General features: G+C 64.9%; 23 protein-coding genes. 11 read left to right on the top strand and 12 right to left on the bottom strand.

The genetic code is table 11. The features are described 5' to 3' along the window. Positions 1 to 10 precede the first annotated feature (10 nt). From AC3WN8_RS02545 to AC3WN8_RS02520, 6 genes are all read left to right on the top strand, one after another. On the top strand, positions 11 to 1,237 hold the full coding sequence (locus AC3WN8_RS02545; RefSeq protein ID WP_492667810.1) for a glycosyltransferase family 4 protein: 1,227 nt from the start codon (positions 11 to 13) through the stop codon (positions 1,235 to 1,237). A 324-nt stretch (positions 1,238 to 1,561) separates the two neighbouring features. Next, complete coding sequence (locus tag AC3WN8_RS02540; RefSeq protein WP_492667809.1) at positions 1,562 to 1,738, top strand: hypothetical protein; 177 nt, start codon at positions 1,562 to 1,564, stop codon at positions 1,736 to 1,738. Between the two features lie 139 nt (positions 1,739 to 1,877). Further along, complete coding sequence (locus AC3WN8_RS02535; protein ID WP_492667808.1) at positions 1,878 to 3,221, top strand: TolC family protein; 1,344 nt, start codon at positions 1,878 to 1,880, stop codon at positions 3,219 to 3,221. Next, a complete protein-coding gene (locus AC3WN8_RS02530) occupies positions 3,218 to 5,329 on the top strand; it encodes an ATP-binding cassette domain-containing protein (RefSeq protein WP_492667807.1) in 2,112 nt (703 codons plus the stop codon). Before AC3WN8_RS02535 ends, AC3WN8_RS02530 begins: the two co-directional genes overlap by 4 nt. A gap of 24 nt (positions 5,330 to 5,353) precedes the next feature. Further along, a complete protein-coding gene (locus AC3WN8_RS02525; RefSeq protein ID WP_492667806.1) occupies positions 5,354 to 6,508 on the top strand; it encodes a beta-barrel domain-containing protein in 1,155 nt (384 codons plus the stop codon). A gap of 300 nt (positions 6,509 to 6,808) precedes the next feature. Next, positions 6,809 to 7,309, top strand: coding sequence for a hypothetical protein (locus AC3WN8_RS02520; RefSeq protein WP_492667805.1), 501 nt, complete (start codon positions 6,809 to 6,811; stop codon positions 7,307 to 7,309). Between the two features lie 25 nt (positions 7,310 to 7,334). Here AC3WN8_RS02520 and AC3WN8_RS02515 read toward each other — a convergent pair whose 3' ends face one another. The 6 genes from AC3WN8_RS02515 to AC3WN8_RS02490 all read right to left on the bottom strand — a co-directional run bounded on the left by AC3WN8_RS02515 (position 7,335) and on the right by AC3WN8_RS02490 (position 14,519). Continuing rightward, positions 7,335 to 7,853 carry a retropepsin-like aspartic protease family protein gene (locus AC3WN8_RS02515; RefSeq protein ID WP_492667804.1) on the bottom strand — a complete coding sequence of 173 codons (519 nt, stop codon included), beginning with the start codon at positions 7,851 to 7,853 and terminating at the stop codon, positions 7,335 to 7,337. Positions 7,854 to 7,918: 65 nt separating this feature from the next. Then, positions 7,919 to 8,896 carry an MBL fold metallo-hydrolase gene (locus tag AC3WN8_RS02510; protein ID WP_492667803.1) on the bottom strand — a complete coding sequence of 326 codons (978 nt, stop codon included), beginning with the start codon at positions 8,894 to 8,896 and terminating at the stop codon, positions 7,919 to 7,921. After that, positions 8,893 to 10,743: an acyl-CoA synthetase gene (locus tag AC3WN8_RS02505; protein ID WP_492667802.1), complete on the bottom strand. Its 1,851-nt coding sequence runs from the start codon at positions 10,741 to 10,743 to the stop codon at positions 8,893 to 8,895. Before AC3WN8_RS02505 ends, AC3WN8_RS02510 begins: the two co-directional genes overlap by 4 nt. A 7-nt stretch (positions 10,744 to 10,750) precedes the next feature. Continuing rightward, the gene (locus AC3WN8_RS02500) at positions 10,751 to 11,278 is read right to left on the bottom strand and encodes a cupin domain-containing protein (RefSeq protein ID WP_492667801.1); all 528 of its coding nucleotides are present in this window, start codon (positions 11,276 to 11,278) and stop codon (positions 10,751 to 10,753) included. Positions 11,279 to 11,298: 20 nt separating this feature from the next. Further along, positions 11,299 to 12,264 carry a fumarylacetoacetate hydrolase family protein gene (locus AC3WN8_RS02495; RefSeq protein ID WP_492667800.1) on the bottom strand — a complete coding sequence of 322 codons (966 nt, stop codon included), beginning with the start codon at positions 12,262 to 12,264 and terminating at the stop codon, positions 11,299 to 11,301. A gap of 2 nt (positions 12,265 to 12,266) precedes the next feature. Then, positions 12,267 to 14,519, bottom strand: coding sequence for a TonB-dependent receptor (locus AC3WN8_RS02490; RefSeq protein WP_492667799.1), 2,253 nt, complete (start codon positions 14,517 to 14,519; stop codon positions 12,267 to 12,269). 194 nt (positions 14,520 to 14,713) lie between these two features. Between AC3WN8_RS02490 and AC3WN8_RS02485 the strand changes: the two genes are divergently transcribed. Further along, on the top strand, positions 14,714 to 15,394 hold the full coding sequence (locus AC3WN8_RS02485; RefSeq protein WP_492667798.1) for a TetR/AcrR family transcriptional regulator: 681 nt from the start codon (positions 14,714 to 14,716) through the stop codon (positions 15,392 to 15,394). A 98-nt stretch (positions 15,395 to 15,492) separates the two neighbouring features. Here the strand turns inward: AC3WN8_RS02485 and ahpF are convergent, their stop codons facing one another. Both ahpF and ahpC read right to left on the bottom strand, forming a co-directional pair. Then, entirely contained in the window at positions 15,493 to 17,082 is a 1,590-nt protein-coding gene (gene ahpF, locus AC3WN8_RS02480) for an alkyl hydroperoxide reductase subunit F (protein ID WP_492667797.1), read from the bottom strand. Between the two features lie 236 nt (positions 17,083 to 17,318). Next, positions 17,319 to 17,882: an alkyl hydroperoxide reductase subunit C gene (gene ahpC, locus AC3WN8_RS02475; protein ID WP_492667796.1), complete on the bottom strand. Its 564-nt coding sequence runs from the start codon at positions 17,880 to 17,882 to the stop codon at positions 17,319 to 17,321. A gap of 328 nt (positions 17,883 to 18,210) precedes the next feature. On the opposite strand from ahpC, the gene AC3WN8_RS02470 reads away from it, so the two are divergent. Next, on the top strand, positions 18,211 to 18,855 hold the full coding sequence (locus tag AC3WN8_RS02470) for a pyridoxamine 5'-phosphate oxidase family protein (protein ID WP_492667795.1): 645 nt from the start codon (positions 18,211 to 18,213) through the stop codon (positions 18,853 to 18,855). Positions 18,856 to 18,858: 3 nt separating this feature from the next. On the opposite strand, the gene AC3WN8_RS02465 is transcribed toward AC3WN8_RS02470, so the two are convergent. Next, positions 18,859 to 19,323, bottom strand: a complete 465-nt coding sequence (locus AC3WN8_RS02465; RefSeq protein WP_492667794.1) for an Lrp/AsnC family transcriptional regulator — start codon at positions 19,321 to 19,323, stop codon at positions 18,859 to 18,861. A gap of 123 nt (positions 19,324 to 19,446) precedes the next feature. Between AC3WN8_RS02465 and AC3WN8_RS02460 the strand changes: the two genes are divergently transcribed. Beyond that, positions 19,447 to 20,523: a Glu/Leu/Phe/Val family dehydrogenase gene (locus tag AC3WN8_RS02460; RefSeq protein ID WP_492667793.1), complete on the top strand. Its 1,077-nt coding sequence runs from the start codon at positions 19,447 to 19,449 to the stop codon at positions 20,521 to 20,523. 14 nt (positions 20,524 to 20,537) lie between these two features. Continuing rightward, positions 20,538 to 20,786, top strand: coding sequence for an ACT-like domain-containing protein (locus AC3WN8_RS02455; RefSeq protein ID WP_492667792.1), 249 nt, complete (start codon positions 20,538 to 20,540; stop codon positions 20,784 to 20,786). A 252-nt stretch (positions 20,787 to 21,038) separates the two neighbouring features. On the opposite strand, the gene AC3WN8_RS02450 is transcribed toward AC3WN8_RS02455, so the two are convergent. Further along, complete coding sequence (locus tag AC3WN8_RS02450) at positions 21,039 to 21,968, bottom strand: DUF808 domain-containing protein (RefSeq protein WP_492667791.1); 930 nt, start codon at positions 21,966 to 21,968, stop codon at positions 21,039 to 21,041. 154 nt (positions 21,969 to 22,122) lie between these two features. Here AC3WN8_RS02450 and AC3WN8_RS02445 point away from each other — a divergent pair, with 154 nt between their 5' ends. Then, the gene (locus tag AC3WN8_RS02445; protein WP_492667790.1) at positions 22,123 to 23,769 is read left to right on the top strand and encodes an N-acyl-D-amino-acid deacylase family protein; all 1,647 of its coding nucleotides are present in this window, start codon (positions 22,123 to 22,125) and stop codon (positions 23,767 to 23,769) included. A 393-nt stretch (positions 23,770 to 24,162) separates the two neighbouring features. On the opposite strand, the gene AC3WN8_RS02440 is transcribed toward AC3WN8_RS02445, so the two are convergent. Then, positions 24,163 to 25,224 (bottom strand): asparaginase, encoded by a 1,062-nt coding sequence (locus AC3WN8_RS02440; RefSeq protein ID WP_492667789.1) that lies wholly within the window; start codon positions 25,222 to 25,224, stop codon positions 24,163 to 24,165. Next, the gene (locus tag AC3WN8_RS02435; RefSeq protein ID WP_492667788.1) at positions 25,221 to 26,726 is read right to left on the bottom strand and encodes an amidohydrolase family protein; all 1,506 of its coding nucleotides are present in this window, start codon (positions 26,724 to 26,726) and stop codon (positions 25,221 to 25,223) included. Before AC3WN8_RS02435 ends, AC3WN8_RS02440 begins: the two co-directional genes overlap by 4 nt. Positions 26,727 to 26,980 lie beyond the last annotated feature (254 nt).

Below are 26,980 nucleotides of genomic sequence, written 5' to 3'. Positions count from 1 at the left end.
CTGATCGCGCATGAACGTCCTTTTCGTCCATCAGAATTTTCCGGGGCAATTCCGTAGCCTGGCCCCCGCGCTCCTGGCGCGGGGCGACACCGTCGTCGCCATGGGCATGAACGACTTTCCTGGTTTTCCGAACATCCGATATGTGCGCAGTACCGCGGCGCACAACACGGCGACCAATGGCCACCCCTGGAGCCGTGATTTCGACAGCAAGGTGATCCGGGCGGATGCCACGTTCCGTTCGGCGATGAAGCTGCGTGAAGAGGGCTTCACGCCCGATGTGATCATCGCGCATCCGGGCTGGGGGGAGAGCCTGTTCCTCAGGACCGTGTGGCCCAATGCCAGGCTCGGTATCTATTGTGAATTCTTCTACTCGGCCGACGGTGCCGACATGAATTTCGATGCCGAGTTTCCCAGTGGGAACCGCGACGAAAGCGCGTGCCGCATGCTCATCAAGAATGTCGGCAACTTGCTCCATTTCGAGCAGGCGGCCGCTGGTATCGCGCCGACGAAATGGCAGGCGTCGAGTTTTCCCGAGCCGTTTCAGTCGCGCATCCACATCGTCCATGACGGCATCGACACCGACAGGGTGAAGCCCATTGCCGGCGTGAAGCTGAGGCTCAACGACAAGATCGAAGTCAGCCGCGACGACGAGGTGATCACCTTCGTCAACCGCAACCTCGAGCCCTATCGCGGCTATCACGTCTTCATGCGCGCCCTGCCCGAACTCATGCGCCGACGGCCCAATGCGCGCGTCATCATCGTCGGCGGCGATGAGGTCAGCTACGGCGCGCCGCCGCCCAAGGGCAAGAGTTGGCGCAACATCTTCCTGCAGGAAGTCAGTGATCAGATCGATCTGTCGCGGGTCAACTTTGTCGGGAAGGTGCCTTATCAGCAGTTTCTGGGTCTGCTCGCGGTCTCCACCGTGCATGTCTATCTCACCTATCCCTTCGTCCTGTCCTGGAGTCTGATCGAGGCGATGGCGATGGAATGCGCGATCGTCGCGAGCGATACCGCACCGGTGCGCGAGGCGATCGATGATGGCGAACAGGGCGTGCTTGTGCCCTTTTTCGATCGTGAGGCGCTGGTGGAATCGGTTTGCACCTTGCTCGATGACCCCGACCGGCGTGCGCGGCTGGGCGCCAATGCCCGCATGCGCGCGGTTGCCGAATATGACCTCAATTCGGTCTGTCTGCCGCGGCAGATCGAATGGGTCGATCGTCTGGCGGCGAGCAGCTAAGGCTTCGAACGATCGGGTGTAGCTTTCGGCGCACAGGATTCCTTTTGTTTTCTGTGGCTTACGCTTCACCAGGTGTGGCCACCCAGCCTGCAGAATGTGCAAATTCGTCCTTGGCGCGCTACGTGAAAAAATAACCGATTTGGTTCTATTTTCTCATCGGTTAACAGTTTGCATAAGCTACAATGCGCTATTATATGCGTTTAGTAGGTGGATTTTCGGGGGGAGTCGTTGCGCCAAATGGGCGCGGCGCGTCTGCCTGTGCCTGCCTGCATAACGTTTGAAGGATAGGTTTTGATGTACGTAGAAGGTTTGGGGAGCGCCTCCGTGGCGAACGGGGTTCTGCGGATTGAGACGTTTCACCGCAATTCCAAGGGTGAGGATGTCAGCGGTCAGGATATCATCATTCCGACCAACCGCGTCATTCCGATCGTCGAAGCGCTTCAGGCGCTGATCGAGAAGATCCGCGAACAGGATGCGGCCGCGCAGGCCGCGGCGGAATAAGCCGATTTTCGCATGGCGCCCTTGGAGACCTCCGGGGCGCCATGTCTCCATTCAGCCCAGCAATCGATAAGGCTTCGTTCCCGATCCCGGCATCTGCCGGCTCGGCGATGCGGCCTGCGCCCATGATCATGGATAAAGCATGACGAAGCCGATTTGCCTGCCGGCCCTTTTATGTGCGTCGCTCTGCCTGGCGGGGCCGACGTCGCTTTCGGCGCAACAGGCGCCGTCCTACGGACCGCCCGCCGATCCGGCGACCGACGTGCAGGTCGCGCTCGCGGCGCCGCCGGGCGTGCCGACCGCGCTGCTCAACGCCGCGGAGATCGCGACCGAGAATTATCCCACCATTCGCACCGCCGAGGCCGAGCTGCGCGCGTCGCGCGCCGAACTCCGCGGTGCGCGCTGGCTGCGCTATCCCAGTCTGACGGTCGAGGCGCTGGCGATCACGCGGGGTTCGCAGACCGCATCGCAGAACGGCGTCGCCGCCAATGCCGTGGTCGAGCAGCCCATCCTGACCTTTGGCAAGATCGGTGGCACGATCGATCGTGCCGAGGCGCTCTGGCTGGTCCGCCGTGCGGCGGTGGACGAAACCGCGCGCGAAGTGGCGCTGCGTGTTGTCGATGCCTTTTACAATGTTGCGGCTGCCGCACGCCGTCAGGCCGTGCTCGAGGGTGGGCTTGCGCAGCACAAGACCTTGCTCGCGACGATCTCGAACCGCGTGCAGCAGGAGATCAGCCCGCAATCGGATCTCGATCTCGCAAGTTCGCGTACCGCACAGCTCGAACAGGAGCTTGCGCTCGCACGCGCGCAGCGCACCGCGAGCTACAGCCAGCTCGTCGAACTGGTCGGCACGACGTCGATCAATCTCGGCAATGTGCCCGATTACGATCCCGCAATCTCGCATCCGTCAGAGACCGGCGCGATCGACCGCGCGCTGTCCTGCGATCCGAAGTTGCAGCGCTTGCGCGCCGAGGTGCTCGCGGCCCGTGCCGAAGCGAAGGTCGCGAAGGCCGGTCTGTTCCCGCAATTGCTCGGACAGCTTTCGCACAATGAGATCACCGGCACGCGTGCCGGCGTGGCGCTGCGCGCGCAGACCGGCGCGGGCCTGTCTCAACTTGCTGCGGTGGGTGCCGCGCGCGCGCGCGTCCAGGGCAGCGAGTTCAGCATCTCGACCGCCGAGCGCGAACTGCGCGAAGCGCTCCGGCTCGATTTTGTGACCAACCGTGCCTCGCGAGAACGCGTGTCCGCGGGCGCACGCGCGTCGAGTTCATCGGAACTGGTCACCGAATCCTACAAGCGTCAGTTCATCGCCGGTCGTCGTACCTGGCTCGATGTGATGAACGCGGTGCGCGAAGCGACCAATTCCGAAATGTCGGTGGCAGACGCCGAGATCGGCGCGATGTCCTCGAACGCGCGCATATGGTTGCGCACATGCGGATGGCAGCCCCGGCCGATCGACGGCGAACAGGTGGATTCAGGCAAATGACGACAGATACCAGCATCCGCGGCGCCGTGGAGCATTTTGCCCAGGTCAAGGGTATATCGCTTGCGCCCAAATGGGATGGGGATCTCGACGGGCTGGAGCTCGATCTGGGCGCCACCGACGTGGCGCAGCTCTGCGCCCAGCTCGCCTGGCCGGCGCCCGTGCAATTCCAGACGCGCCCGCGTGCCGATCAGTTTCCGTTGCTCGTCTATCAGGCGGAGATCGGCTGGGCGGTCGCGGAGCAGTGGGAAAATGAGGAGATGATCCGGCTTTCGGGCCTGCATCTGCCGCTGCTCGAATATCATGACGGTCTCGCCTTTTTTGATGTCGCCTTTCCCGACCCGCTTGGCGGCGAAAAGACGCCGAAGGCGATCTCGATCTTCTGGCGCGCGGTCATGCGGCGCAAGAATGTGCTGGTGATGGCGACGCTCGCGACGGTCTTCGCCAATATCGTCACGCTCGCTACCTCGCTCTATTCGATGCAGCTGTTCGATCGCGTGATCCCGCTGGGCAGCTATTCGACATTGTGGGTGCTGACCATCGGCGTGATGATCGCGCTGGGCATCGATTTCACGCTCAGAACGGTCCGCGCGCTCATGATCGAGCGCGAAGCGGCGGATATCGACGCGGAGGTCTCCGAATATTTCTTCGCGCGCGCACAGGCGGTGCGGCTTGACGCTCGCCCGCCGGGCATCGGCACCATGGCCGCGCAGCTCCGCGGGCTGGAGCAGGTTCGCGGCGTGATGTCGTCGGGATCGCTTTTCCTGCTCGCCGATCTTCCCTTCGCATTGTTCTTCATCGTCGTGATCGGGCTGATCGGCGGCGTCGTCGCGATCGTGCCGATTATCAGCCTGCCGATCGCGCTGCTGATGGCGTTCGGCCTCGCCAAGATGATCCGCAACGGCACCGATCGTGCCCAGGTCAGCGGCAATCGCAAGAACGGCATGCTCGTCGAATCGCTCGACGCGGCGGAATCGATCAAGGCCGGCCGCGGCGGCTGGTTCATGCTTGGCCGCTGGAACCGGCTGATCCGCGAAGTCCATCATTTCGAAGATCCGGTGAAGCGGAGTTCGGCGATGGCCGGCTCGGTCTTCTCGACACTTCAGCAGATCGCCTATGTCGCGATCATGGCGGTCGGCGCCTATGAAGTCGGCCAGGGCAACATGACTTCGGGTGGCCTGCTCGCCTGTTCGATCATCGCCGGCCGCATCAACGGCCCATTGATCGCGATGCTGCCCAATCTGATCGTCCAATGGGGCTATGCGCGTTCCTCGCTGAAGGCGCTGGACGCCATCCTCAAGCTGCCGCTCGATCGCACCTCCAGCGAATCGTCGCTGCGCCCCGGCAGTCTCAACGGTCCGATCCAGATCGACAATATCCGCTTCGCCTATCCCGGCGCGCGCGAGGGGCTCGACGTTCCCAAGCTCGAATTCCGCCCTGGTGAGCGTGTCGCCATCATTGGCGGCGTCGGATCGGGCAAGACGACCTTGCTGCGTATCCTGGCTGGCATCTTCCATGCCCAGGCCGGCACCGCGAAGATCGGCGGGCTCGATCTGACGCAGATCGCCGACGACGTGCTGCGTCAGCATATCGGCTATCTGCCGCAGGATTTCCGCCTGGTGAACGGATCGTTGCGCGAGAATCTGATGATGGGCATGGGCAATGTCGGCGACGACGCGGTGATGGACGCCGCGAAGAAGACCGGCCTGATCAACATGATCTCTGCGCATCCGCTTGGCCTCGACCTCCAGATCCAGGAGGGGGGGCGCGGCCTCTCCGGCGGTCAGCGCAGTCTGGTCGGCATGACGCGCATGCTGCTCGCCAACCCGACCGTCTGGCTGCTCGACGAGCCCACCGCCAATCTCGACCAGAATTCGGAAGTCGCGGTGCTCGCGGCGCTGGAAAAATCGCTCGGTCCGCAACAGACGCTGCTGATCGTTACCCACCGGCTGCAACTGCTTGCACGCGTTCAGCGCGTGATCGTGATGGGCAATGGCCGCGTCCTGCTCGACGGACCGACCGCAGAGGTCGTCCAGCGGCTCCAGCCCAAGCCGCCCGCACAGCAGCCGTCCAAGACGGTTTCCCCGATCACCGCTACGGCGGGTCGTTGATCCAATCATCGAAAGCCTGAAGCCATGATCAAACCGCTGAAGACGTCGAGCTGGATCATCGTCACGATCGCGTTCGCGCTCGTCGCGTTCATCACCTGGTCGCTCTGGGCAGAGCTCGACCAGATCACGCGTGCGCCCGGCAAGGTGATCCCGATCGGGCGCGTCCAGATCATCCAGAGCGCCGACGGTGGCGTGATTGGTGAGATCCGCGTTCGCGAGGGCGATCTCGTCAAGCGCGGCGAATTGCTGGTGGTGCTCGACAAGATCAAACTCCAGGCCGCGGTGACCGAGAGCCGCGCCAAGGTGGCGGCGCTCAAGAGCCAGATGTCGCGTATCCAGGCCGAGCTCTACGATCGCCCGCTCAACTTCCCGGCGGATGTGGTGCCTTACACCGAATTCGTCGCCAACCAGCGTCAGCTCTATCTCAAGCGCCGCGAAGCGCTCCAGTCCGACCTGTCCGCACTGCGCTCGATGAAGACGCTGATGCAGGAAGAGCTCAATCTCAACCTGCCGCTGGTCAAGAGCGGTGACGTCGCGCGGTCGGAAGTGATCCGCATGCAGCGCGGCATGGTCGATGTCGAAGGGCAGATCTCCGGCAAGCGCGCAAAATATATCCAGGATCTCCAGACCGAATTCGCCAAGACCGAAGAGGATCTGGTCACCGCGCAGCAGGTGATGGCGCAGCGTGAGGACGCGCTGAAGGCGACGGATCTGGTCGCGCCGACCGACGGTATCGTCAAGAATGTCCGCCTGACCACGGTCGGCGGCGTGCTGCGGCCGGGTGACGAGGTTCTCCAGATCGTGCCGACCGGCGAAAAGCTGATCGTCGAGGCGCAGGTCGCGCCGCGCGACATCGCCTTCGTCAAGCTCGGCCAGACCGCATCGGTGAAGTTCGATGCCTATGACAGCGGCATCTATGGCGCCGGCCATGGCAAGGTGACCTATATCAGCCCCGATACGCTGGCCGAACAGCGCCAGGATGGATCGCAGAACATCTATTATCGCGTGAATGTGGAAGTCGACATCTCCAAGATGCGCCCGAAGCATCCTGGCGAAGTGATCGCGATTCAGCCGGGCATGACGGTGATCGCGGAGATCGTGACGGGCAAGAACACCGTGTTCCGCTATCTCACCAAGCCGATCCTGAAGACCACGTCGGAATCGATGGGCGAGCGTTGAAACCAAGTCTCGATGAGCGTGGCTCATCGAGACTTGGTGAAGCCTGCGCGGCGGCAGAGCCTGATCGCTTGAGGAGGAAGCGCTTCCGCCGATGGCGTGAATCAGGCTCTATTCAAATTGTTGAGACCATGATTGGCTTCGCCGAACTGACGTTTCACACACTCCAGATTGAAGCAATCTTCCGTGATCATGGTCTAAGCGAACCGATCCCGGATGCGCAGCATCTTCGGGATCGCAAATGAAACTCCGGGGCGGCGGCACGGTTGCGGCGCCCCGGATAATCCCTATCGTGCGGCGGTCATGGCAAAGATCACGAGCATCACCCTGTCCTATGTGCCGGCGGAGGATCGTATCCATTTCGCGGCGCTGCTCGACAATGCCCGCAGCGTGCGGATGTGGCTGACGCAAAGGCTGGCACGCTCGCTGGTCCGGGCGCTCGCCAATCATATGGAAAAGACGGAGGGCATTCCGCTTTCCACCGTTCGCGACGCGATGCTCGCGCAGGAACAGGCGCAGGCGGTTTCCGGCATCAAGCCGTCGCGGCCGGTCGCGGCTGACCCCGATGCGCCTATCCATCTGGTCGCCAATATCACGCTCAAGCTTTCCGCCGAGCATGTCGGATTGTTCTTCGAATCCGATCTCGATTTTCAGCCGAGCATCTTGCTGGATCGGACACTCGTCCGCCAATGGCTGAGCATGCTGCAGCGCCAGTTCGAGACTGGCGGCTGGCCGCTCGATGTCTGGCCGGAATGGATGATCGAGGGCAATTCCGCTCCCGCCAGCGGCGTGACGCGGCACTGATAATAGGCGAAGCTGCCGTTCCTCGTCAGCGCAGCCGCATCGCATCCTTTTCGATCTCGACGTGCGAGACGCGAGAAAGAAAGCTTTGCCCGAGCAACGATATTGGCGGCCCGGTCTCGGCAACGGCGCCTGTGACGCCTTCGGCGGCCACCGGCCCGATCGCGATGCGTGCGATCATGACCGGCTTGAGCTTCACCACGCCATTGGCGCCCTGCGCTTCTGCGGTGAATTCACCGGTCGATGCCATGATCCCGGCACGCTGGGCATCGGCGCGAGTCAGCACTACCGCGCTTGCGCCGCTGTCGACCAGGAAACGCAAGGTCGCGCCGTTCACCTGTGCGTCGGCGTAGAAATGGCCGTCTGCTGACCGTGAAAGCGTTGCGCCGGCAAAGCCGTTGCCGGCATCGGGCGCCGTCGCGATCGGCGCGGGCGCGGCGGTCGCCGCCCGGACATCGACGGGCCGCGATGCAGGCGTCGGCCCGCGCGGCATCAGCACGATCATCGCGAGCGCCAGCAGCAATGCGGGGACAATGATCCTCGTCATGCCGGCATTCTGCCACATCGGCGCTTAACAAAGCGCCAAACGCGCAAGGTCGTCGGCATTCCCGGTCAGTGGACCTGCAGGTCCTTTGCGACGCGGACCGGAATCGGCAACAGGGAGCGGATCGGCGCGCCATAGACCGTCTCCGCATCCTCGCCATCCAGACCCGGCGCCAGATGGGTGAGCACGACGCAGCGGACATGCGCGCGCGCCGCGAGCTGCGCGACGTCGGTGGTGGTGAGATGATCGAGCCGCATATGCGTCATCAGCCCGTCGAGCAAAACCGGTTCGATGCTGGGCAATGCCTCCATGACCCGGCGGACGCCGGCGATATCGATCACCTCCGAAACGAGCAGATCTGCGCCATCGGCAAGCGCTTCGACGGCGCCCGAAGGGCCGGTGTCGCCGGTCAGGGCGATCGTCCGCCCGGCGGCTTCGATCCGATAGGCATAGGAGCGCGCGAAGCGGGCGGCGCGGCTGCCCGGCGCGAAGTGATAATGGGTATTGGCGACGGCGGTGACGGTGATGTTGGCGTCGCGATATATAATGACCGGGCCGGGCGTGTCGGACGCGATGTCGTTGACAGCGACGCCAGCGACCATGGATGGGCCTTCTCCGCCCGCGGTGATCGGCGCGCGCTCGGTGGTGCGATTGGCGGCGATCAGGTTGCGCACCATCTGCCGCGTGCCGCGCGGTCCCCAGATCGGCAGCGGCTTGTGGTTTTGCAGAACCCAGCGCGTCGCGAGGAGCGGGCCGAGCCCGGCATTGTGGTCGACATGATGATGGGTGAGGAAAACCGCGCGGATCGTGCCCGGCGCGATCCCGGCGGCGGTCATCTGGCGGACGACGCCGTCGCCGGTATCGAACAGATAGACGGCGCCATTCACCACCAGCGCATTGGCGGGCTGCGCGCGTTCGCGCCTGGGAATGGGGCCGCCGGCGGTGCCGAGCGTGATCCAGCGCGCGGCGTCCGCCCCCGGGCATCTGTCGGGCACGGGCGCGCTTCCGGCAAGGAGCAAAGCCGCAAGCATGGTCGTCGCGGTCATTGCCGTTCGCCGCCGCTTGCCGCCTGATCGGGCGCGGCATCGATCATCGACAGGGCGATCGCGAAGCGCCCGAGATGCTGCGCCAGTTCGGCGCGGCGATCGAAGCCGGCCGGGCAGCGGATCTCCGCGATCAGGCCGTGCGCGGCGTCGGTGCGGACAGAGATGCCGATGTCGGCGCCGAAATCGGCGGCGGCGGTGCTCAGCGCGCGTGTTGCGGCATCGGTGCGCAATGCGGGTTTGAAGATCTTGCCGACCGCGGTCACCGGGATGGCCTCGACGACGACCACTTCGACCGGCGCGGCGGGGCGTTCGTGCACCATATCGCGGGCGAAGTCGCGCAATGTTTCCGCCGTCACCGAGGCACCGGGTTTGAGCGCGACATAGGCGATCGGCACTTCGCCGGCATAGGCGCAGGGCATGCCGACCGCGGCGGCGAGCTCGACATCGGGATGGCGATGGAGCGTTTCCTCGATCGCGGCGGGGTCGATATTATGGCCGCCCCGGATGATCAGATCCTTGGCGCGTCCGGCCAGCCAGACATAGCCCTGCTCGTCCTGACGCGCGAGGTCGCCGCTGTCGAACCAGCCGGGCAGCGGCCAGCCGGTCGCGTTGAAATCGGGCTGGCGATAGCCGGGGAAGAGATTGGGGCCGCTGAGCAGCAGCGCCCCGGTTTCGCCGGGCGCGCAATCGCGGACGAAGCCACCCGCATCGTCGAGGATTGCGGTGCGGCATCCCTGATAGGGCAGTCTGAGCCCGATCGAACCGATCCGCCGCTCGCCGTCACGGGGATTGGCGGTGCTGAGCGCGGCGCCTTCGGTCATGCCGTACAGTTCGAGGATGCGGATTCCCGTTCTTTGCTCGAAGGCGCGGAACAGGCTGACGGGCATCGGCGCCGCACCGCACATGCCGAAGCGGAGCGCACCGGTGTCGAGCCCGTCGGGCAGGCGGTCGAGCAGGCTCGCCAGGATCGTCGGCACGCAGCTGAATAATGTCGCGCGGTGGCGCGCCGCGATCGCCCAGAAATCGGCGATCATGCCCTTGTCGCGATAGCCCTGCTGGCCGGCGAGGATCGAAGCCGCGCCCGCAAAGATCGCGCCGAGCCCCGTCGCGACGGCGGCATTGGCGTGGAACAGCGGCAGGCCGGTCAGGATGCGGTCCTCGGGCGTCAGGCCGAGCACGAAACTGGTGGTCCACGCCATAAAGACCTGGTTCCAATGCGTCTGCTGCGCCAGTTTCGGCGTGCCGGTGGTGCCGCCGGTATGGAAATAGACCGATGGATCCTCGCCCCGGATCGCACGGCCGCTCACCAACATGTCGCCGGGTTGCGCCGCGATCGCCGCATCATGATCGGCGCCGATCGTGATCACGGTGTCGAGATCGGGCAGCAGCGCACGCACCGCCTGCGCCTTGGCATGGACGTCATAGGCCATGCCCGGCCCGCCGGTGATCAGCACGCGGCTGCCCGCCGCCGCCATGATCCCGGCGATCTGCTCGGGCGCGAGCAACGGGTTCATCGGATTGGCCACCCCCGCCAGCGACCCGCCCCATAGCGCGACATGTGTGTCGGGCAGATTGGGCAACAGGATCGAAACCGCCGCCCCGTCGCGGACGCCATGTGCGTGAAGCAGATTCGCCATGCGCATCACCCGGTCGAGCAGCCCGGCGAAGCTGATCGTCTCCGCCGCGTCGTTCGCGCGGCCGGTGGGCAGCCAGATCAGCGCCGCGCCGTCGGGATCGCGCGCGGCGCCGGCCCGCAGCAGCGCATCGATGGTTGTGAACGGGATACGCTCCCCCACCGGCACCGCTTCGACGCGGCATACGTCCCCGGCATCGGCGAAGCGCTCCATGACGGGATCAGACGGGCGTGGCGTCGACCAGCACCGCGGCGATCACGCAGGGCACGGTGCCGCGATTGACCCAGGCATGTTTGGTCCCGCGCTGGACGATGCAGTCGCCCGTCCTCAGCACCGTCTCGCCATCCTCCATCAGCATCGTCATCTCGCCGGAGATCACGATCAGATAGTCGACCGAATTGGTGAAATGCATGCTGGCATGTTGTTCCGTATCGGCCTGTGATGGTCGATTGTGGCTGCCCATCGAGGAAAAGGCCGCATCGACGTCGATAGCCGCGCCGCGTTCGGGCGGGATTTCGACGGTCCGGAAGATCGTGCCGCCCGGCGTCGGGTCATGGCGGATCGGGCGCGCACCGCGATCGGTATCGCCGCTATTGTCGACGGGCATTTCCTCGGTCACCCATAATTCGCTGATATAGGCGCCGTCCCATCCGCCGATCGGCAGGACGTTGGTGGCCTTGCCGTCGAAGGTGATGTTGGAACGACCATCGGGCGCGATCCCGGTGACGATGCGACGAACTTCGAACATGGCGCTTTCCTTTCGTGACTTCAGCGCCTGACGACGCGGTTGCCGAGGGTGCCGATGCCCTCGATATGGAGTTCGACGAGATCACCGTCGGCGAGGCGTCGGTCGAGTTCGAAGCCGCAGCCGCCGAGCACGGTGCCCGAGCCCAGGATCTCGCCGGGCGACAGTGTGCGCGAGCGGCTGAACTGGACGATCGCATCCTCGAAACGATGGTGCATGCTGGCAGTGCTGCCGCGCGACCATCGCTCGCCATTGACGTGTGCGGTCATCGCCAGCGCATAGGGATCGGCGAATTCGTCGGGTGTCGCGATGCAGGGGCCGATGCCGTTGGCGAAGTCCTTGCCTTCGCCGGGGCCGAGATTGGCGGCCATGAAGGACAGTTGCGCGTCGCGCGCCGACCAGTCGTTGAAGATGGTGTAGCCGAAGATATGATCGCGGGCGTCGGCGCGCGCGATGTCACGTCCTGGCCGGCCGATCACGCATGCCCATTCGAGCTCGAAATCCATCCAGTCCGAATGTGCGGGCCAGACAATGTCGACATCGGTGCCGACCACATTCACATGGTCGGCATTGTAATAGATCACCTGGTCCTTGAAGGCGGGCACCAGTGCATAGCGGCCCTGCGCCTTGGCCTCGGCGAGTGCGGTCTCGAGATCGGGTGCGTCGGCCAGCGCGCGGCGACCGAGCTTGTCGAGCGCGATTTCCATATGTTCGAGGAACAGGCAGCAATCGCGCAGCCGGACTGGCCGGGGCAGCGGGGCAAGCAGGCGCACGGCCGCAAGTGGCGCGATCGTTTCGTCGGGCGTGATCTCGGCGATCCGGCGCACGGCATCGAGCCCCGGCGCGTCCGCTTCGATCAATGCCTGCATGGTGACGGGTACTGCGATTCCCAGCCGTTCGCCGGCGGCGGCGAGATCGAGCACGCGATCCCCGGCGATCAGCGCACCGAGCCGCTCGCCCGCGCCGGCCTCGAACGTAACCAGTCGCACGCCTAGAAACCCATCCCGATGGTCAGGCCATAGGTGCGTGGCGGTTCGAACGAACCGAGCAGCGGCGATCCGACCAGGCTCGATCCGATAAAGCCGGCCGAGACCACCTGCTTGTTCGCGATGTTGCGGACGAATGCGGTGGCGCGCCAGCCTCTGTCCGCGCTCTTCCAGCTCAGAAAGGCGTTGAACAGCTCATAGGCCGGTTGTGATGTATGCGGCAGGTTGAACTGGGTGAACCAGATCCGGTCGACCCAGCGGCCTTCGCCGCGCAGCGTGAAGTCGCCGATCGCGCTGGGGATCGTATAGCTCGCGCCGAGATTGACTGTGTAATTGGGCGCCTGGGTCAGTTCGTTGCCCGACAGGTCGATCGGCCCCAGCGCCGCCCGCGCCGGATCGGCCGATACATAGTCGCGATATTCGGAATCGAGCAGTGACAGCGTCGCGTCGATCCGCAGCGCCGGTATCGGCCGCGCGATGATCTCCGCCTCGATGCCCTTGATCCGCGCGCTCGCGGCATTCTCAATGGTGACCGCGGTGCCGTTGATCTTGGTCACCTGCAGGTTCGAATAATCGTAATAATAGGCGGAGAGATTGGTGGTCAGCTTGCCGCCGAGCCATTCGGCGCGGATGCCCGCTTCATAATCGGTGATCTTTTCGGGTGCGAAGGGCGCCTGGAGCACGCCCAGGTTGAAGCCGCCGCTTTTGAAGCCGCGCGAATAGGTGGCGTAGAGGAAGATGTCGTCGCTCGCCTTATATTCGAGCGTGGCGGACGGGGTGAAGGATGACCAGCTTTCCTTGGCCTGGCGTCGCGCGCCCGGCGGTGTCGGCGGGAAATGCGCGACAAAGGGCGGCCAGGGCGTCGCGAAATCGAGCTTCAGCTCCTCATCGACCGTGCGGCTTTCGTCGCTGTACCGTGCGCCCAGCCGCACCGCCAATCGATCGGTGAATTCGAAACGGAGATTGGCGAAGACGGCATAGGCGTCGGTGTCGAGCTGGCCCGCTCCATAATAACCCTGCCGATAGCTGCTGAGCGGCGGCAGGTTCGGCGTCGCAGACGCCAGCACGACGGGATCGAGCGCGATGCGCGTGCCGCCGAACAGCGATTCGTTGAAATAATAGCCGCCGATCATCCAGTCGCCGCGGCCGAACTCGCCGCTCAGCCGCAATTCCTGGCTGAACTGATCGGAGAATTCGAACTGGTCGTAGACCGAGATCGGCGCGCTGGTGACGTCAAGATCCGAGGTGATGTGGAAGCGCGATTCGCGATAGCCCGTCACCGAGCGGAGTTCGACGCCGCCCAGATCGAAGCGCGCATTGGCCGACAGGCCCCAAAAGGTACGCCGGTTGAACGGGCCCGAATCCGACGTCGAATCGCGCAGGTTCGTCGGCACCCGGCCGCCTGCGCGGATGCCGGTCAGCAACTGTCCCGGCAGCGGCGGGGTCGAGGCGGGATCGGTCAGGCTGCCGCGGCCGAGATAGTGGAAGCCATAGGCATGATCGTCCTGGTGGAAATAATCGGCCGAGACGGTGAGGTCGAACCGCTTGCTCGGAGCGAAGCGGATCTGACCGCGCGCGCCGATGCTGCTCTGGTCGTCGACGTCGCGGCCGGTGGTCAGGTTGCGGCCATAGCCGCCGCGGTCGATCGCCTGGAACGAGAAGCGCGCGGAGAGCGTGTCGGAAACCGGGCCGCCGATCGCGCCTTCCAGCCGCTTCATGTCGTAATTGCCGTAGGTCGCGTCGAAATAGCCGCCCAGCACATTGCCCGGCGCGCGCGAGATGACGTTGATCGCACCGCCCGTGGCGTTGCGGCCGTAAAGCGTACCCTGCGGCCCGCGCAGCACCTCGACCCGCTCGATATCGTAGAAACCGGCAAGCGCCGCCGCCGGCCGGCTGATGAAGACGCCATCGGCATGATAGGCGACGCGCCCTTCATTGCCGACGGTGGTGTTGTCGAAGCCGACGCCGCGGATCGCGATACGGGCATTGCCCGTGGTCTGCCCGAAATTGACCCCGGCCAGACCCTGCGCCAGCCCCTCGATGCTGGTCACCTGGCGTTGCTGCAACGCGTCGCCCGAGACGGCGGAAATCGATGCCGATGTCTGTTGCAGGCTGGTCTCGCGCTTCTGCGCGGTGACGATGATTTCTTCGTTCGCATCATCGGCGGTGCCCGCGGTCTGCGCGTGCGCGGCCGTGCCGAGCAGCATCGTCGCGGTGATCATCGTGCCGGACCAGCGGCGCATCCCGTGCAAGGCCATCTGCTTTCCTCCCCGTGTCGCGGCTGCTCGTCGTCAGCCCGTCCTGCCTGCCGTTTACATGGGCTTCGGCGATCGTTAGAGAGAGTATGTCGGACGAACGACCGACTGTCAAGCTTGCGCGGGATCGGCCAAGGCCTATCCCCTGAACAGGAATAGGCCGGGTGCGGAATCCGGCGTCGTGCCGGGAAGAATGAATGGCTGCACCCAAGGGAGGTTCACGCGAAAGGCTGCTGGATACGGCGGAGCGGCTGTTCGCCGAACGTGGCTTCGACGCGACCTCGATCCGAGACATTGCGGCCGCCTCGGGCGATACGCTCGGCACGCTCAGCTATCATTTCCGCTCGAAGGATCTGCTGCTGACCGATGTCGTCCGCCGTCGCTTCCATGCGCTGGGCGAAATGCGGCGTGAGAAATATCGCGAGCTGGTGGCGGCGCGCGGCGGCAAGGCCCAGCTTGAGGACGTCGTCGCCGCGGTCGTCGTTCCGTTCGTCGAACGGGCGCTGTCGGGTGGGCAGGAATGGGCGAGCTATATCGAGCTGCTCGGCCGCATGATGTATGTGGGGCACGGCGTGCACGTCGCCGCCATCGCCGATCTCACCGATCCACTGTCGACCGAATTGCTCGGCTGGCTGCACGCGGTCGCGCCGGAGGCGTCGAACGCCGATCTCGCCCATGCCTATCGGCTGATGATCGGCACGATGATCGATGCCTGTTCGGATTCGTCGGCGCGGCGCGTGGGCCGGGTCAGCGGCGAGACCGAAAGCCTGATGGATGCCGTGGCGGTGCGCGATTATCTGCTGGCCTTCACCGTCGCCGGTGTCGGTGCGATCCTGAAGGTGGATGTCTCCGGTCCGAGCGCTGCCGACCCAGAATAATACGTCATTCCGGCGAAAGCCGGAATCTCACTTCTCTTTGCACAGGCGGTGAACAGGAAGGGAGATTCCGGCTTTCGCCGGAATGACGGGGAGATGGCTCAGGCCGCCTCCGCCGCCTCGGCGGTTTCCACCGGCGCCAGGCGGATCAGATAGTCGAAGGCCGAAAGCGCGGCCTTGGATCCTTCGCCCATCGCGATGACGATCTGCTTGTAAGGCACGGTCGTCACGTCGCCGGCGGCGAACACGCCCTCGATCGAGGTGTGGCCGCGATGGTCGATCTCAATCTCGCCGCGCGGGGAGAGCGCCACCGAATCGGTCAGCCATTCGGTGTTGGGCACCAGCCCGATCTGGACGAAGATGCCCTCCAGCTCGACGAGGTGCGAACTGTCGGCATTGCGGTCGCGATAGGTCAGGCCGATCACCTTTTCACCGTCGCCATGGACTTCGGTGGTCAGCGCGGAGGTGATGACGGTGACGTTCTTCAGGCTGTAGAGCTTGCGCTGCAGCACCGCATCGGCGCGGAGCTGGCTGTCGAACTCGATCAGCGTGACATGGGCGACGATGCCGGCCAGGTCGATCGCGGCCTCGACGCCGCTATTGCCGCCGCCGATCACCGCGACGCGCTTGCCCTTGTAGAGCGGGCCGTCGCAATGCGGGCAATAGGCGACGCCCTTGTTGCGATAGGCGTCTTCGCCCGGCACGTTCATCTGCCGCCAGCGCGCGCCGGTCGAGAGGATGACGGTGCGTGCCTTGAGCGACGCGCCACTCTCCAGCCGCACTTCGTGCAGGCCGCCCGGTACCTTGGCGGGAATCAGTTTCTCCGCGCGTTGCAGGTTCATGATGTCGACATCGTAATCCTTGACGTGCTGTTCCAGCTGCGCGGCGAGCTTCGGACCTTCGGTGTGCTGGACCGAGATGAAATTCTCGATCGCCATGGTGTCGAGCACCTGGCCGCCGAAGCGCTCGGCGGCGATGCCGGTGCGGATGCCCTTGCGTGCGGCATAGATCGCCGCCGCCGCGCCCGCCGGGCCACCGCCGACTACGAGTATGTCGAACGCGTCCTTCGCCTTGATCTTCTCCGCGGCGCGGGCCGAGGCACCGGTGTCGATCTTGGCCAGGATCTGTTCCAGCTCCATCCGGCCCTGGCCGAACGGTTCGCCGTTGAGGAAGATCGACGGCACTGCCATCACCTTGCGCGTATCGACTTCGTCCTGGAACAGCGCGCCATCGATCGCGACATGGCTGATGCGCGGATTGAGCACGGCCATCAGGTTGAGCGCCTGCACGACGTCGGGGCAGTTCTGGCACGACAGCGAGAAATAGGTCTCGAACGCGAAATCGCCGTCGAGGTCCTTGACCTGCTGGATCAGCTCCTGCGCCGCCTTCGACGGATGGCCGCCGACCTGGAGCAGCGCGAGCACGAGCGAGGTGAATTCATGGCCCATCGGGATGCCGGCGAAACGCACGCCGATATCGGTGCCGGCGCGGCGGATCATGAAGCTGGGCGCGCGGCGGTCGGTGCCGTCGCGGAGCAGCGCCACCTTGTCGGACAGCGCGGCGATCTCTTCGAGCAGCGCCAGCAATTCGGCCGATTTGGCGCCGTCGTCGAGCGACGCGACCAGTTCGATCGGCAGAGTGATGTTGCCGAGATAGGTCTTGAGCTGCTGCTTGAGATTGGCGTCCAACATGGTCGTGCTCCGATGGGGGTTATGCGCTCGCGGTTCGCCGGATGACCTGCTTCGTCATGCTGAACTTGTTTCAGCATCCATGCTTCAACCCGCACCATCGAGGTGGGTTCGACATGGACCCTGAAACGAGTTCAGGGTGACAGAGGGTTTCGGTGGCGCCTGCGCTCACCCGAATATTTGCCGGGAAGATCCCGGGGGCAGCGCTGCCGCCCCCGGAACTTTCACGATCCGCCGGCTCAGATCTTGCCGACGAGGTCCAGCGAAGGCGCAAGCGTCTCTTCGCCTTCCTGCCACTTGGCGGGGCAGACTTCGCCCGGGTGCGCTGCGACATATTGCGCCGCCTTCACCTTGCGCAGCAGTTCGCTGGCGTCGCGGCCGATGCCGCCGGCCGTCACTTCGACGATCTGGATCTTTCCCTCGGGATCGACGACGAAGGTGCCGCGATCGGCGAGGCCCGCTTCCTCGATCATCACGTCGAAATTGCGCGTGATCGTGCCGGTGGGGTCACCCAGCATCGTGTACTTGATCTTGCCGATCGCCGGCGAGGTGTCATGCCACGCCTTGTGCGAGAAATGCGTATCGGTCGACACGCTGTAGATCTCCACGCCCAGCTTCTGGAAGGCGTCGTAATTGTCGGCCAGGTCTTCCAGCTCGGTGGGGCAGACGAAAGTGAAGTCGGCGGGATAGAAGAAGAAGACGGCCCAGCCGCCCTTCACGTCCGCGTCCGTGACGGTCACGAACTTGCCATCCTTGAAGGCTTCGGTCTTGAAGGGCTTGAGGTCGGAATTGATGAGGGACATGCATGCTCCATGTGTTTGCGGTGTCTGCGAGCGCCGATCTAGGTGGCTTTGTTGCAATGCGGAAATTGGATTTTAGAGACTGACTGATCGATCTGATCGATCAATCGGGCGGAATCGCCTTTCCCATGTCGCACATTGCTGCCAGGGCTGGATCGAAGACGCGGGACGCGTCTTAGTCGGCCGATATCGCTTGTGCAAGTGATTCGCGTTAGCAAAAACGATGTGCGATATGGCCCGCCTTCCACTCGACGAAGCCGGTCGCCAAGGCTAGAATCCCCGCCATGTCCGAACTTTCCCGTTTCCGTCGCATCGTCGCAGTCCGGTCGGCATGACCGATTCGGCGCCCGGCAATCGCCAGCCCGCAACGCTCGACAGCGAAGCGGATCTGCGCACCGTCTATGCCGATCCGTCGCGGACGGTGATCGACAAATGCTTTCCACGGCTCGATCCTCATAGCCGGCGCTTCCTCGAGCTTTCGCCCTTCTTCTGCATCGGCTCGTCACGCGCCGACGGCCTGGCCGATGTGTCGCCGCGCGGCGGGGAACCGGGGTTCGTCCACGCGATCGACGACACCCACATCGCCTTTCCTGATCGGCCGGGAAACAATCGCCTCGATACGCTGGTCAATATCGTGCACCAGCCATCGGTCGGCATGCTGTTCTTCCTGCCCGGCGTCGACGACATGCTGCGGATCAACGGCCTGGCATCGGTCACGACCGAGCCGGGGCTGATGGATCGTTTCGTCCATGACGGAAAGCCGCCGCGCTCGGTGACGCTGATCGAAATCCGCGAAGTCTATTTCCATTGCTCGAAGGCGCTGCGGCGTTCGGAGCTGTGGAATCCCGACCGGAGATTGCCCAAGGGCGCTTTCCCGACGCTCGGCAAGATTGTGCGGGATCAGTTCCAGCTCAACATTCCCGCCGAGACGATCGATCAGGCGCTGGAGGAAGACGCGAAGACCAATCTGTATTGAGTTTCACAGCGGCAGGGCGGTGGTCGCCTTGATCTCCGAAAGCGCGATCGTCGAATTGATTTCCTGCACGCCGGGCAGCTTGCTCAGCTTGTCGAAGAACAGTCGCTCATAGGCTTCGATATCCTTGGTGACGACGCGCAGGATGAAGTCGAACACGCCCATCACGACATAGCATTCGAGCACTTCGGGCAATTCGCGGATCGCGGCGGTGAAATCGTCCAGATTGGCGCGGCCGAGCTCGCTCAATTTCACCTGCGCGAAGATATGCGCGTTGAGCCCGACCTTGCGCCGATCGATCAGTGCGACGCGGCGCGTGATGAATCCATCCTTCTGCAACCGGTCGATCCGGCGCCAGCATGGCGAGGGCGACAGGCCGACTCGTTCGGAGATCTCGGCGGTCGACAGGCTCGAATCCTCCTGAAGCAGGGCCAGGATTTTCCGTTCGTAGGAATCGAGGTCATGAGGCATGATTGTTTCACAATCTGGATTAATGGAGTGAAATTCACCTGAATAATCCGATTCATCGCTGAGAAAGGCAAGAAGTTTCGCGGCGAATGAACGATCATGCCCAGCATCGATCGGAGTCTTTACATGGTTCATCTCGCCTTTCTGAATGCGCATCCTCCCGAGCAATGCGTCGCCGTCGAGGACGAAGCGACCGGCCTGTCCGGCGTCATCGTCCTCCATTCGACCGTGCTGGGGCCGGCTGCCGGCGGGTGTCGCTTCTGGGATTATGCCGACAAGGAAGCGCTTGCGGTGGATGCGGTGCGGCTGGCGGAGAGCATGAGCTACAAGAATGCGCTGGCCGGCCTGCCGCTGGGCGGCGGCAAGGCGGTGCTGCGGCGGCCCGCGGGCGATTTCGATCGGCGCCGGCTGTTCGAAGCGTTCGGCCGCGCGGTGGAGCGGCATGAAGGCGCCTATGTGACCGCCGAGGATGTCGGCACGACGATGACGGACATGGATGCCGTCGCCGCCTCGACGCGTCATGTCGCGGGGCGGCGGGCGGCGCGCGGCAAGCCGGGCGGCGACCCTTCGCCCTGGACGGCGCGCGGTGTGTTCAATGCGATGACGGTTGCCGCCCAATATCGGCTGGGCAGTTCGCTGGCCGGCCTCACCGTCGCCGTCCAGGGGCTGGGCAGCGTCGGATCGTCGCTGTGCGCGCTGCTCCACGAAGCGGGGGCGCGGATCGTCGTCGCCGAGCCGCGCGCCGGTGTCGCGACGACCTTTGCCCGCCATTATGGTGCGACGGTCGTACCCGCCGACAGGATCGTGAACGTGCAGGCCGATATCTTCGCGCCGTGCGCATTGGGCGGCGTGCTCGATGCACGGACGATCGAAGGGCTGCGCGCGACGATCGTCTGCGGCGGCGCCAACAATGTGCTGGCGACGCCGGAGGACGGCGATCGCCTGGCCGACAAGGGCGTGCTCTACGCGCCCGATTATGTCGTCAATGCCGGAGGCATGATCAGCGTCGCTGCCGAATATCTCGGCTGGCGCAATGAAGAGGTGCGTCAGCGCGTCGATGCGATCGGTGCGCGGCTGACAAGCGTGCTCGATCTGGCGGAGGCCGGTGGCTTGTCGCCGGGCCGTGCCGCCGACCGGCTGGCGCGTGAGACCATCGCTGCTGCTGCCACGACCCGCCGCGCGCCATTGCCGAGGGTTGCATGATGTCCGGAGAAAATATGCACGAACAGTTTCAATATCAGGTGGATGGCCATGCCTGTCCGCAGCTCTATCTGCGTCTGCTTGGCCTCTTTGCCCAGCAGGACCTGATTCCCGCCGATATCGAGGGGCAGCAGCGCGACGATGTGCTGACGCTCAACATCGTGCAGCCTGGCATCGATCGGCGCCGCGCGGAGATCATCGCGGAAAAGATGCGGATGATCACCACGGTGCGTTCGGTGACGCTGACGGATGTGGTGGCCGTCTAAGAGTCCGATCCAGTCAAACTTCCGCCGTTCATGCGACGACGCATTGGTGTGCGGGGAGTGCGTTACACAGGCTCAGCAATTCTCCAACGTCATTGCGAGGAGCATAGCGACGGGCCGAAGGCGGCCGTAGGCCAACCAATCCAGCGGTTGACGCATCCCTGGATTGCCGCGCTTCGATCCAGAGGATCGAAGTTCATCCTGAGCGCCTGCCTTGGTAGGCAGTCGAAGGGCTCGCAATGACGATGGAGTCTCTCAGTGCTTGCGCGGCAACAGGTGGAGCAGGGCGACGATGACGCCGCCCACGACGATGCCGACCACCGCCGCGCCCGCCGCGCCGACGATCCATTCGACCGCACCGCCGGCAACGGGCACGGCATGCGCCGCGGCTTCGGCCGCGCCATGGACGATGTGCGGAATCGTCTCGAGCCCGAAGACCTCCAGGCCATGGATGATGATCCCGCCGCCGACCCAGATCATCGCGGCGGTGCCGATGATCGCCAGCCCTTTCAGCAGCACGGGCATCGCGGTCACCAGGCCGCGGCCGAGCGCGCGGACGCCGCTGGCGCGGCGTTCGGCCAGATGCAGGCCGATATCGTCCATCTTCACGATCAGCGCGACGACGCCATAGACGCCCGCGGTGATCGCGATGCCGACCGCCGCCAGCACCGCGGCCTGCATCCACAATGTCTGCGCCGGCAGTTCGGCGAGCGCGATCGCCATGATCTCCGCCGACAGGATGAAATCGGTGCGGACTGCGCCGCCCACCTGTCGGTCCTCCAGTTCCTTGGGATCGGTCACCTCGAGGACATCCTCGGCATGGCTGTCGCCCGAAACCGCTTCCCAGACCTTCTCCGCCCCCTCGAAGCAGAGATAGGCGGCACCGATCATCAGCAGCGGCGTGATCGCCCATGGCGCCAGCGCGCTCAGCGCCAACGCGGCAGGCAGCAGGAACAGCAGCTTGTTGCGCAGTGATCCGATTGCGATCTTGGCGATGATCGGCAATTCGCGATCGGGCGACAGCCCGACCACATAGCGCGGCGTCACTGCCGTATCGTCGATCACCACGCCTGCCGCCTTGGCCCCGGCCTTGCCCGCGGCGCCGGCCACGTCGTCGAGCGATGCCGCCGCCAGCTTCGCGATCGCGGCGACGTCATCGAGCAGCGCAACAAGTCCGGATGGCATGGATGTCTATTCCCCTGAAAAGGGGGGCAATCTAGCCTGACCTGCCCGATAGTCACCCGGAATCGCGATGGCCGGTTGCGCTTTTCCATTCGGGATTGCAGCTTTCATATTCAGCGAATCGATTCCGCTATCCGAAAATATCTGGGGGCAATCCATGAAACCGAAGACGATGCCGCGCCTGATGCTCACCGCGATGCTGCTGGCATCCGCCGGTGCCGCATTCTCGCAGGGGCCGGCCGCCGAATATGACCTTGTCATCCGCGGCGGGCGCGTGCTCGACGGGGCGGGCAATCCCTGGGTGAGCGCCGATGTCGCGGTGAAGGACGGGCGGATCGTCAAGGTCGGCCCGGTCAAGGGCCGGGGCGCGAAGGAGATCGACGCCAAGGGCCGCTATGTCGCGCCCGGCTTCATCGACATGATGGATCAGTCGAGCCGCACCCTGCTCAAAAATGGCGGGGCCGAGAACAAGCTGCTCCAGGGCGTGACCACGGTGATCACCGGAGAGGGCGGCCCGCCGGTGCCCGCCGCCGAAATGCCCGCCTATTTCGACCGGCTGGAGAAACAGGGCATCGCGGTCAATCTGGGCACCTATTATGCGACGACGCAGGCGCGGCGCAAAGTGATGGGTGACGCCGATGGCCGGCCGACCGTCGCCCAGCTCGAAGAGATGAGCCGCGAGGTCGACATTGCCATGCGCGGCGGCGCGTTCGGCATTTCGTCGGCGCTGATCTACGCGCCCTCCAGTTTCCAGACCACGTCGGACCTGGTGACCCTGGCCAAGGCGGCGAGCCGCTGCGGCGCGATCTATGCCACCCATATGCGCGACGAGGCGTCGAACCTGATCCCCGCGATCGAGGAAGCGATCGAGATCGGCGAGAAGGGCGGGGTGAAGGTCGAGATCTTCCATCTGAAGGCGGCGACGCGGCTCGGCTGGGGCAAGCTGATGCCGCAGGCGCTGTCGACGATCGAGGCGGCGCGCGATCGCGGCGTCGACGTGGCGGCGAACATGTATCTCTACACCGCCAGCGGCACCGGGCTGGAGATCACCGTGCCCGCCTGGGTCTGGGCGGGCGGCAAGGAAAAGGGGCTGGCGCTGCTCAAGGATCCCAAGGTGCGCGAGCGGCTGAAAAGGGAAGTCGCGGCGGGGCCGCAGCCCGACTGGCCCAATCATGTCGCGGCCGCCGGCGGCTGGGACAATATCATGCTCGCCAATGGCCGGGTCGAGAAATACGCCAAATATCAGGGGATGAGCATCGCCAAGATCGGTGCGGCGCTCGGCAAGGATCCGGCGGACACGGCATGGGACATATTGATCGAAGCGCAGCCCGAGCGCGCGACCGCCGTCTATTTCACCATCGGTGAGGAGGATATCCGGACCGCGCTGCGCCGCCCTTGGGTCAGCATCGGCAGCGATGCCGGCGCATCGGTCGAGCTCAGCAAGCCCGATGGCGACGTGCTGCCGCATCCGCGCTCCTATGGCAATCACGCGCGCACCATCGCCGAATATGTCCGCAATCATCCGATCCTGACGCTGGAGGATGCGGTCCGCAAGATGACGAGCTGGCCCGCCGAGCGCATGGGGCTGAGCGATCGCGGCCTGGTGCGCGAGGGCATGCGCGCCGACATCGTCGTGTTCGACTATGCCAGGATCCAGGACAATGCGACCTTCGCCAAGCCGCTGCTGCCGTCCTCGGGGATCGACGACGTCATCGTCAACGGCGTGCCGACCATCGTCGGCGGCAAACCGACCGGCGCGCGCGCGGGGGTGGCATTGCGGCACCAGTGCGTGGCGGGCGGGTAGGGGCTCTTCTCTCTCTCTCTCTCTCTCTCTCTTTGCCATTCCCGCGAAAGCACTGGTGTCCGGGATTTCACGCGGTGCACGAGGCGGCGGGACTTTCTCCTCCCTGCGCTTCAGCGCGGGGAGGGGGACCACGACGCGTCGCGTCGTGGTGGAGGGGAATTGCGATGCACCATTCCTGGCTGCATCTGTAGCAAATCGCTCAATAGGTGCTGATCAAACCCTGCATGGTGGCGGCATCACGTTTCCCCTCCACCACCAGCCTTTGGCTGGCGGTCCCCCTCCCCATCGCTTCGCGATAGGGAGGAGAAATAGGTGTCATCTCGCGCTCCGAATGAATCCCGGACACCAGTGCGCGAACGCGGGAATGACAAGGAGGGTTGGCGAGGTGCGGCCTCACCGCCCCGCAAAAGCAGCCTGCAACGTCTCCGTCCCGCCGGCGGCGAGATGGACCATCAGCAGCACGCGCGCCTTGGCGGGGTTGAGGAAACCCGATCGCGCGAATGCGGCCGGCGCCTTTCTGTCCCACAATCCCGAATCCTTGACGGCGCCGCTGGCGACGCGCGCCGACAGCACCACCGGGAAACCGCGTTCGGCGAGCGTCTTCACCGTCGATCGCATCGCCGGGGCCAGTGTGCCGCTGCCGAAGCCCGCGACGACCAGCCCTTTTGCGCCCGTCGCGACTGCGGCATCGGCGAGGGCGCCGTCACCGTCGAGATAGGATTGCACGATATCGACGCGCGGCAGCGTCTCGATCCGCTCAGGCGACAGGTCGTAGGTGCGGCCTGCGCGACCGGCGGGCTGGAAGAAGCGGACGCCGTCCTCGATCACCGCGCCGACCGCACCCTGATTGGGGCTGGCAAAGGCCGAGGTGCGGCTGGTGCTGAGCTTCGCCGCGTCGCCCGCCGCAAGGATCTGGCCGTCGAGCGCGACCAATGTGCCGCGTCCGCGTGCCTGCGGATCGGCGGCGACGCGCACGGCTTCGAGCAGATTGGCGGGGCCGTCTGCAGAGACCGCATTGCTCGATCGCATCGAGCCGGTGAGTACCACCGGCCGCGTATCGGCGATCACCAGATCGAGCAGCATCGCGGTTTCCTCGAGCGTATCGGTGCCATGGGTGACGACGATCCCGGCCAGTGCCGGATCGCCGACAAAGGCGGCGCGGATGCGGCGGACCAGCCGGGCCCAGTCGGCGCGCTTCAAGCCGCTCGATCCGCCGGCGGCGAGGTCCTCGACCTGCAGCCGGGCGACCTTGTCGAGCCCCGGAATCGCCGAGACCAGCGCATCGCCGGTGAGCCCCGGGCCGGAGGCCGTGCTGGCGATGGTGCCGCCCGTCGCGATCACCAGCACATGCGGCCGGTCCTGCGCCCATGCGGGATTGGCGGAGAAAAGCAGCAGCGCAAACAGCATGATGGCTTGCGCCGCATGGCGGCGGCCCTGGCGCAGCATGCCGTTCATCGTGTCGCTCCACGGATCGGCCGGCCCGGCCGGGCGACGGTGATCAGCTTGCCGTCGCGGATCACGAATTCGCCGCCGACCAGCACATTGGCCATGCCGCGCGCGGGCTTCGTCGTGTCCTCATAGGTCGCCTGGCCGGCCACCGTTTCGGGATCGAAGACGATGATGTCCGCATCGGCGCCGGGGCGGATGCGGCCCTTGTCGCGCATGCCCGGTGCCACGCTTTCCATCAGCCGGGCGGGCAGCAGCGATGCGCGCCGGAACATCTCGTTCAGCGAGAACATGCGCTTTTCACGGACATAATAGGCGATCGTCGTGGTGAAGGTCGACGCGGTGCGCGGATGGCTGACCGCCTTGGCCGGCAATGGCCATTCGGGCTTGTCGAAAATCTTGCCGTCGATCTCGTAAGGGACGGCGTCGCTGGCGATCAGGCTGTCCTTGACCATCACGGCTTCGTCGATGAAGCGCCGCTCGGCGGGTATATTCTCGTCGAGATAATGGATGACGACCTGTCCCTCGGGATCGCTTTTCTGCAGTTCTGCCAGCCGCGCATTGGTCGCGGGGCGCTCCCCGGTCTTGAGATAGACGATGCTGTCCGACTTGATGTTGATCTGCGGCAGGTTGTCGGGATGGAGGAAGGGCGCGTCGATCTTGGTCGACCCCGCACCCCAGGGATAGGCTTCGCTGCTGATCGAGACGCCGTTGGCGCGGGCCGTTTCGATCATCGCTGCGATCGACGGGATCGCGCGCAGCGCCGAGCTGTTGATATGGCAGATATGCATATGCGCACCCGTCGCTGCCGCCACCGCGATCACTTCGGAGAAACCCTCGACCGCGCCCCTGGGTTCGCGCGTGTTCTTGGTGCGGACATGGGTGAAGGTGGGCACGTCGCGTTTCGCGGCGAGCCGCGCCACGTCGAGATATTCCTGGCGGCCGGTGTCGGGCGCATAGCCGGCGAGCATGCCGACGCCGAGCCCGCCTTCGTTCAATCCCTGTTCGACGCGCGCGACCACCCGGACGACATCCGCGTCCGATGCCGGTCCGGTGCGTGACAGCCCCATATCGGTGCGCGCGGCCAGCCAATTGACGCTGAAGCCGTAATTGATCGGGCGGCCTTCCTTGCCGACCGCATCATAGGTCCTGGCGACGGGCCAGGTGCCGCCTTCGAGTTCGAGTGCGGTGGTCACCCCGTCGAAGGCCTGGATCCAGGCCGCCGGGATGGTCTGGGCATGCGAATGGACGTCGACGAAACCGGGGCCGACGACCAGCCCCTTGGCATCGACGGTGGTGCGGCCGCGAAGCGGCTCGGTGGTCACGACAGCGATGCGTCCGTCGCGGATGCCGATCTGGCGGATGCCGTCGAGCCCGCTTTCGGGATCGATCACGCGCCCGCCGGCGATGACGACGTCATAGACCTGACCCGATTGCGCCGGTGCGGTCGTTGAAAGGCCGAGCAGTGTCAGGCCGGCGCCAAGCCAGAGCGCGCGAAGATGCTGTTTCAATGAGTCCTCCCGATCTTCCCCGAAACGGGCACGGGGCCATGCTTCGGGGAGGATCAGCTTCCCATGCGCAGGCGGCGATCTCCAAGCGAAGAGGTGGAGATCGATCATATCCCGCGGTTATGGGTGAATGGCCGCGCCTGAGGAGGCGCTCTCAGAGTTTGTTTGGAAATGTGCGGAAGAGCACATTTCCAGAGCCGCACCAGCCCGCTCCCCACCCGGCCTCCCAGACGATACTGCCGTTGGGAGGCCGGGTG

It is taken from the genome of Sphingobium sp. FW305-3-2-15-F-TSA7 (assembly GCF_058787155.1).
This window is presented reverse-complemented; position numbering and strand designations above follow the sequence as displayed.

Bases quoted from the DNA above. Each gene is read 5' to 3' on its own strand.
- AC3WN8_RS02545 (WP_492667810.1), top strand. From the start codon at position 11: ATGAACGTCCTTTTCGTCCATCAGAATTTTCCGGGGCAATTCCGTAGC.
- AC3WN8_RS02535 (WP_492667808.1), top strand. From the start codon at position 1,878: ATGACGAAGCCGATTTGCCTGCCGGCCCTTTTATGTGCGTCGCTCTGC.
- AC3WN8_RS02530 (WP_492667807.1), top strand. From the start codon at position 3,218: ATGACGACAGATACCAGCATCCGCGGCGCCGTGGAGCATTTTGCCCAG.
- AC3WN8_RS02525 (WP_492667806.1), top strand. From the start codon at position 5,354: ATGATCAAACCGCTGAAGACGTCGAGCTGGATCATCGTCACGATCGCG.
- AC3WN8_RS02520 (WP_492667805.1), top strand. From the start codon at position 6,809: ATGGCAAAGATCACGAGCATCACCCTGTCCTATGTGCCGGCGGAGGAT.
- AC3WN8_RS02515 (WP_492667804.1), bottom strand. From the start codon at position 7,853: ATGACGAGGATCATTGTCCCCGCATTGCTGCTGGCGCTCGCGATGATC.
- AC3WN8_RS02510 (WP_492667803.1), bottom strand. From the start codon at position 8,896: ATGACCGCGACGACCATGCTTGCGGCTTTGCTCCTTGCCGGAAGCGCG.
- AC3WN8_RS02505 (WP_492667802.1), bottom strand. From the start codon at position 10,743: ATGGAGCGCTTCGCCGATGCCGGGGACGTATGCCGCGTCGAAGCGGTG.
- AC3WN8_RS02500 (WP_492667801.1), bottom strand. From the start codon at position 11,278: ATGTTCGAAGTTCGTCGCATCGTCACCGGGATCGCGCCCGATGGTCGT.
- AC3WN8_RS02490 (WP_492667799.1), bottom strand. From the start codon at position 14,519: ATGGCCTTGCACGGGATGCGCCGCTGGTCCGGCACGATGATCACCGCG.
- AC3WN8_RS02485 (WP_492667798.1), top strand. From the start codon at position 14,714: ATGGCTGCACCCAAGGGAGGTTCACGCGAAAGGCTGCTGGATACGGCG.
- ahpF (WP_492667797.1), bottom strand. From the start codon at position 17,082: ATGTTGGACGCCAATCTCAAGCAGCAGCTCAAGACCTATCTCGGCAAC.
- ahpC (WP_492667796.1), bottom strand. From the start codon at position 17,882: ATGTCCCTCATCAATTCCGACCTCAAGCCCTTCAAGACCGAAGCCTTC.
- AC3WN8_RS02470 (WP_492667795.1), top strand. From the start codon at position 18,211: ATGACCGATTCGGCGCCCGGCAATCGCCAGCCCGCAACGCTCGACAGC.
- AC3WN8_RS02465 (WP_492667794.1), bottom strand. From the start codon at position 19,323: ATGCCTCATGACCTCGATTCCTACGAACGGAAAATCCTGGCCCTGCTT.
- AC3WN8_RS02460 (WP_492667793.1), top strand. From the start codon at position 19,447: ATGGTTCATCTCGCCTTTCTGAATGCGCATCCTCCCGAGCAATGCGTC.
- AC3WN8_RS02455 (WP_492667792.1), top strand. From the start codon at position 20,538: ATGCACGAACAGTTTCAATATCAGGTGGATGGCCATGCCTGTCCGCAG.
- AC3WN8_RS02450 (WP_492667791.1), bottom strand. From the start codon at position 21,968: ATGCCATCCGGACTTGTTGCGCTGCTCGATGACGTCGCCGCGATCGCG.
- AC3WN8_RS02445 (WP_492667790.1), top strand. From the start codon at position 22,123: ATGAAACCGAAGACGATGCCGCGCCTGATGCTCACCGCGATGCTGCTG.
- AC3WN8_RS02440 (WP_492667789.1), bottom strand. From the start codon at position 25,224: ATGAACGGCATGCTGCGCCAGGGCCGCCGCCATGCGGCGCAAGCCATC.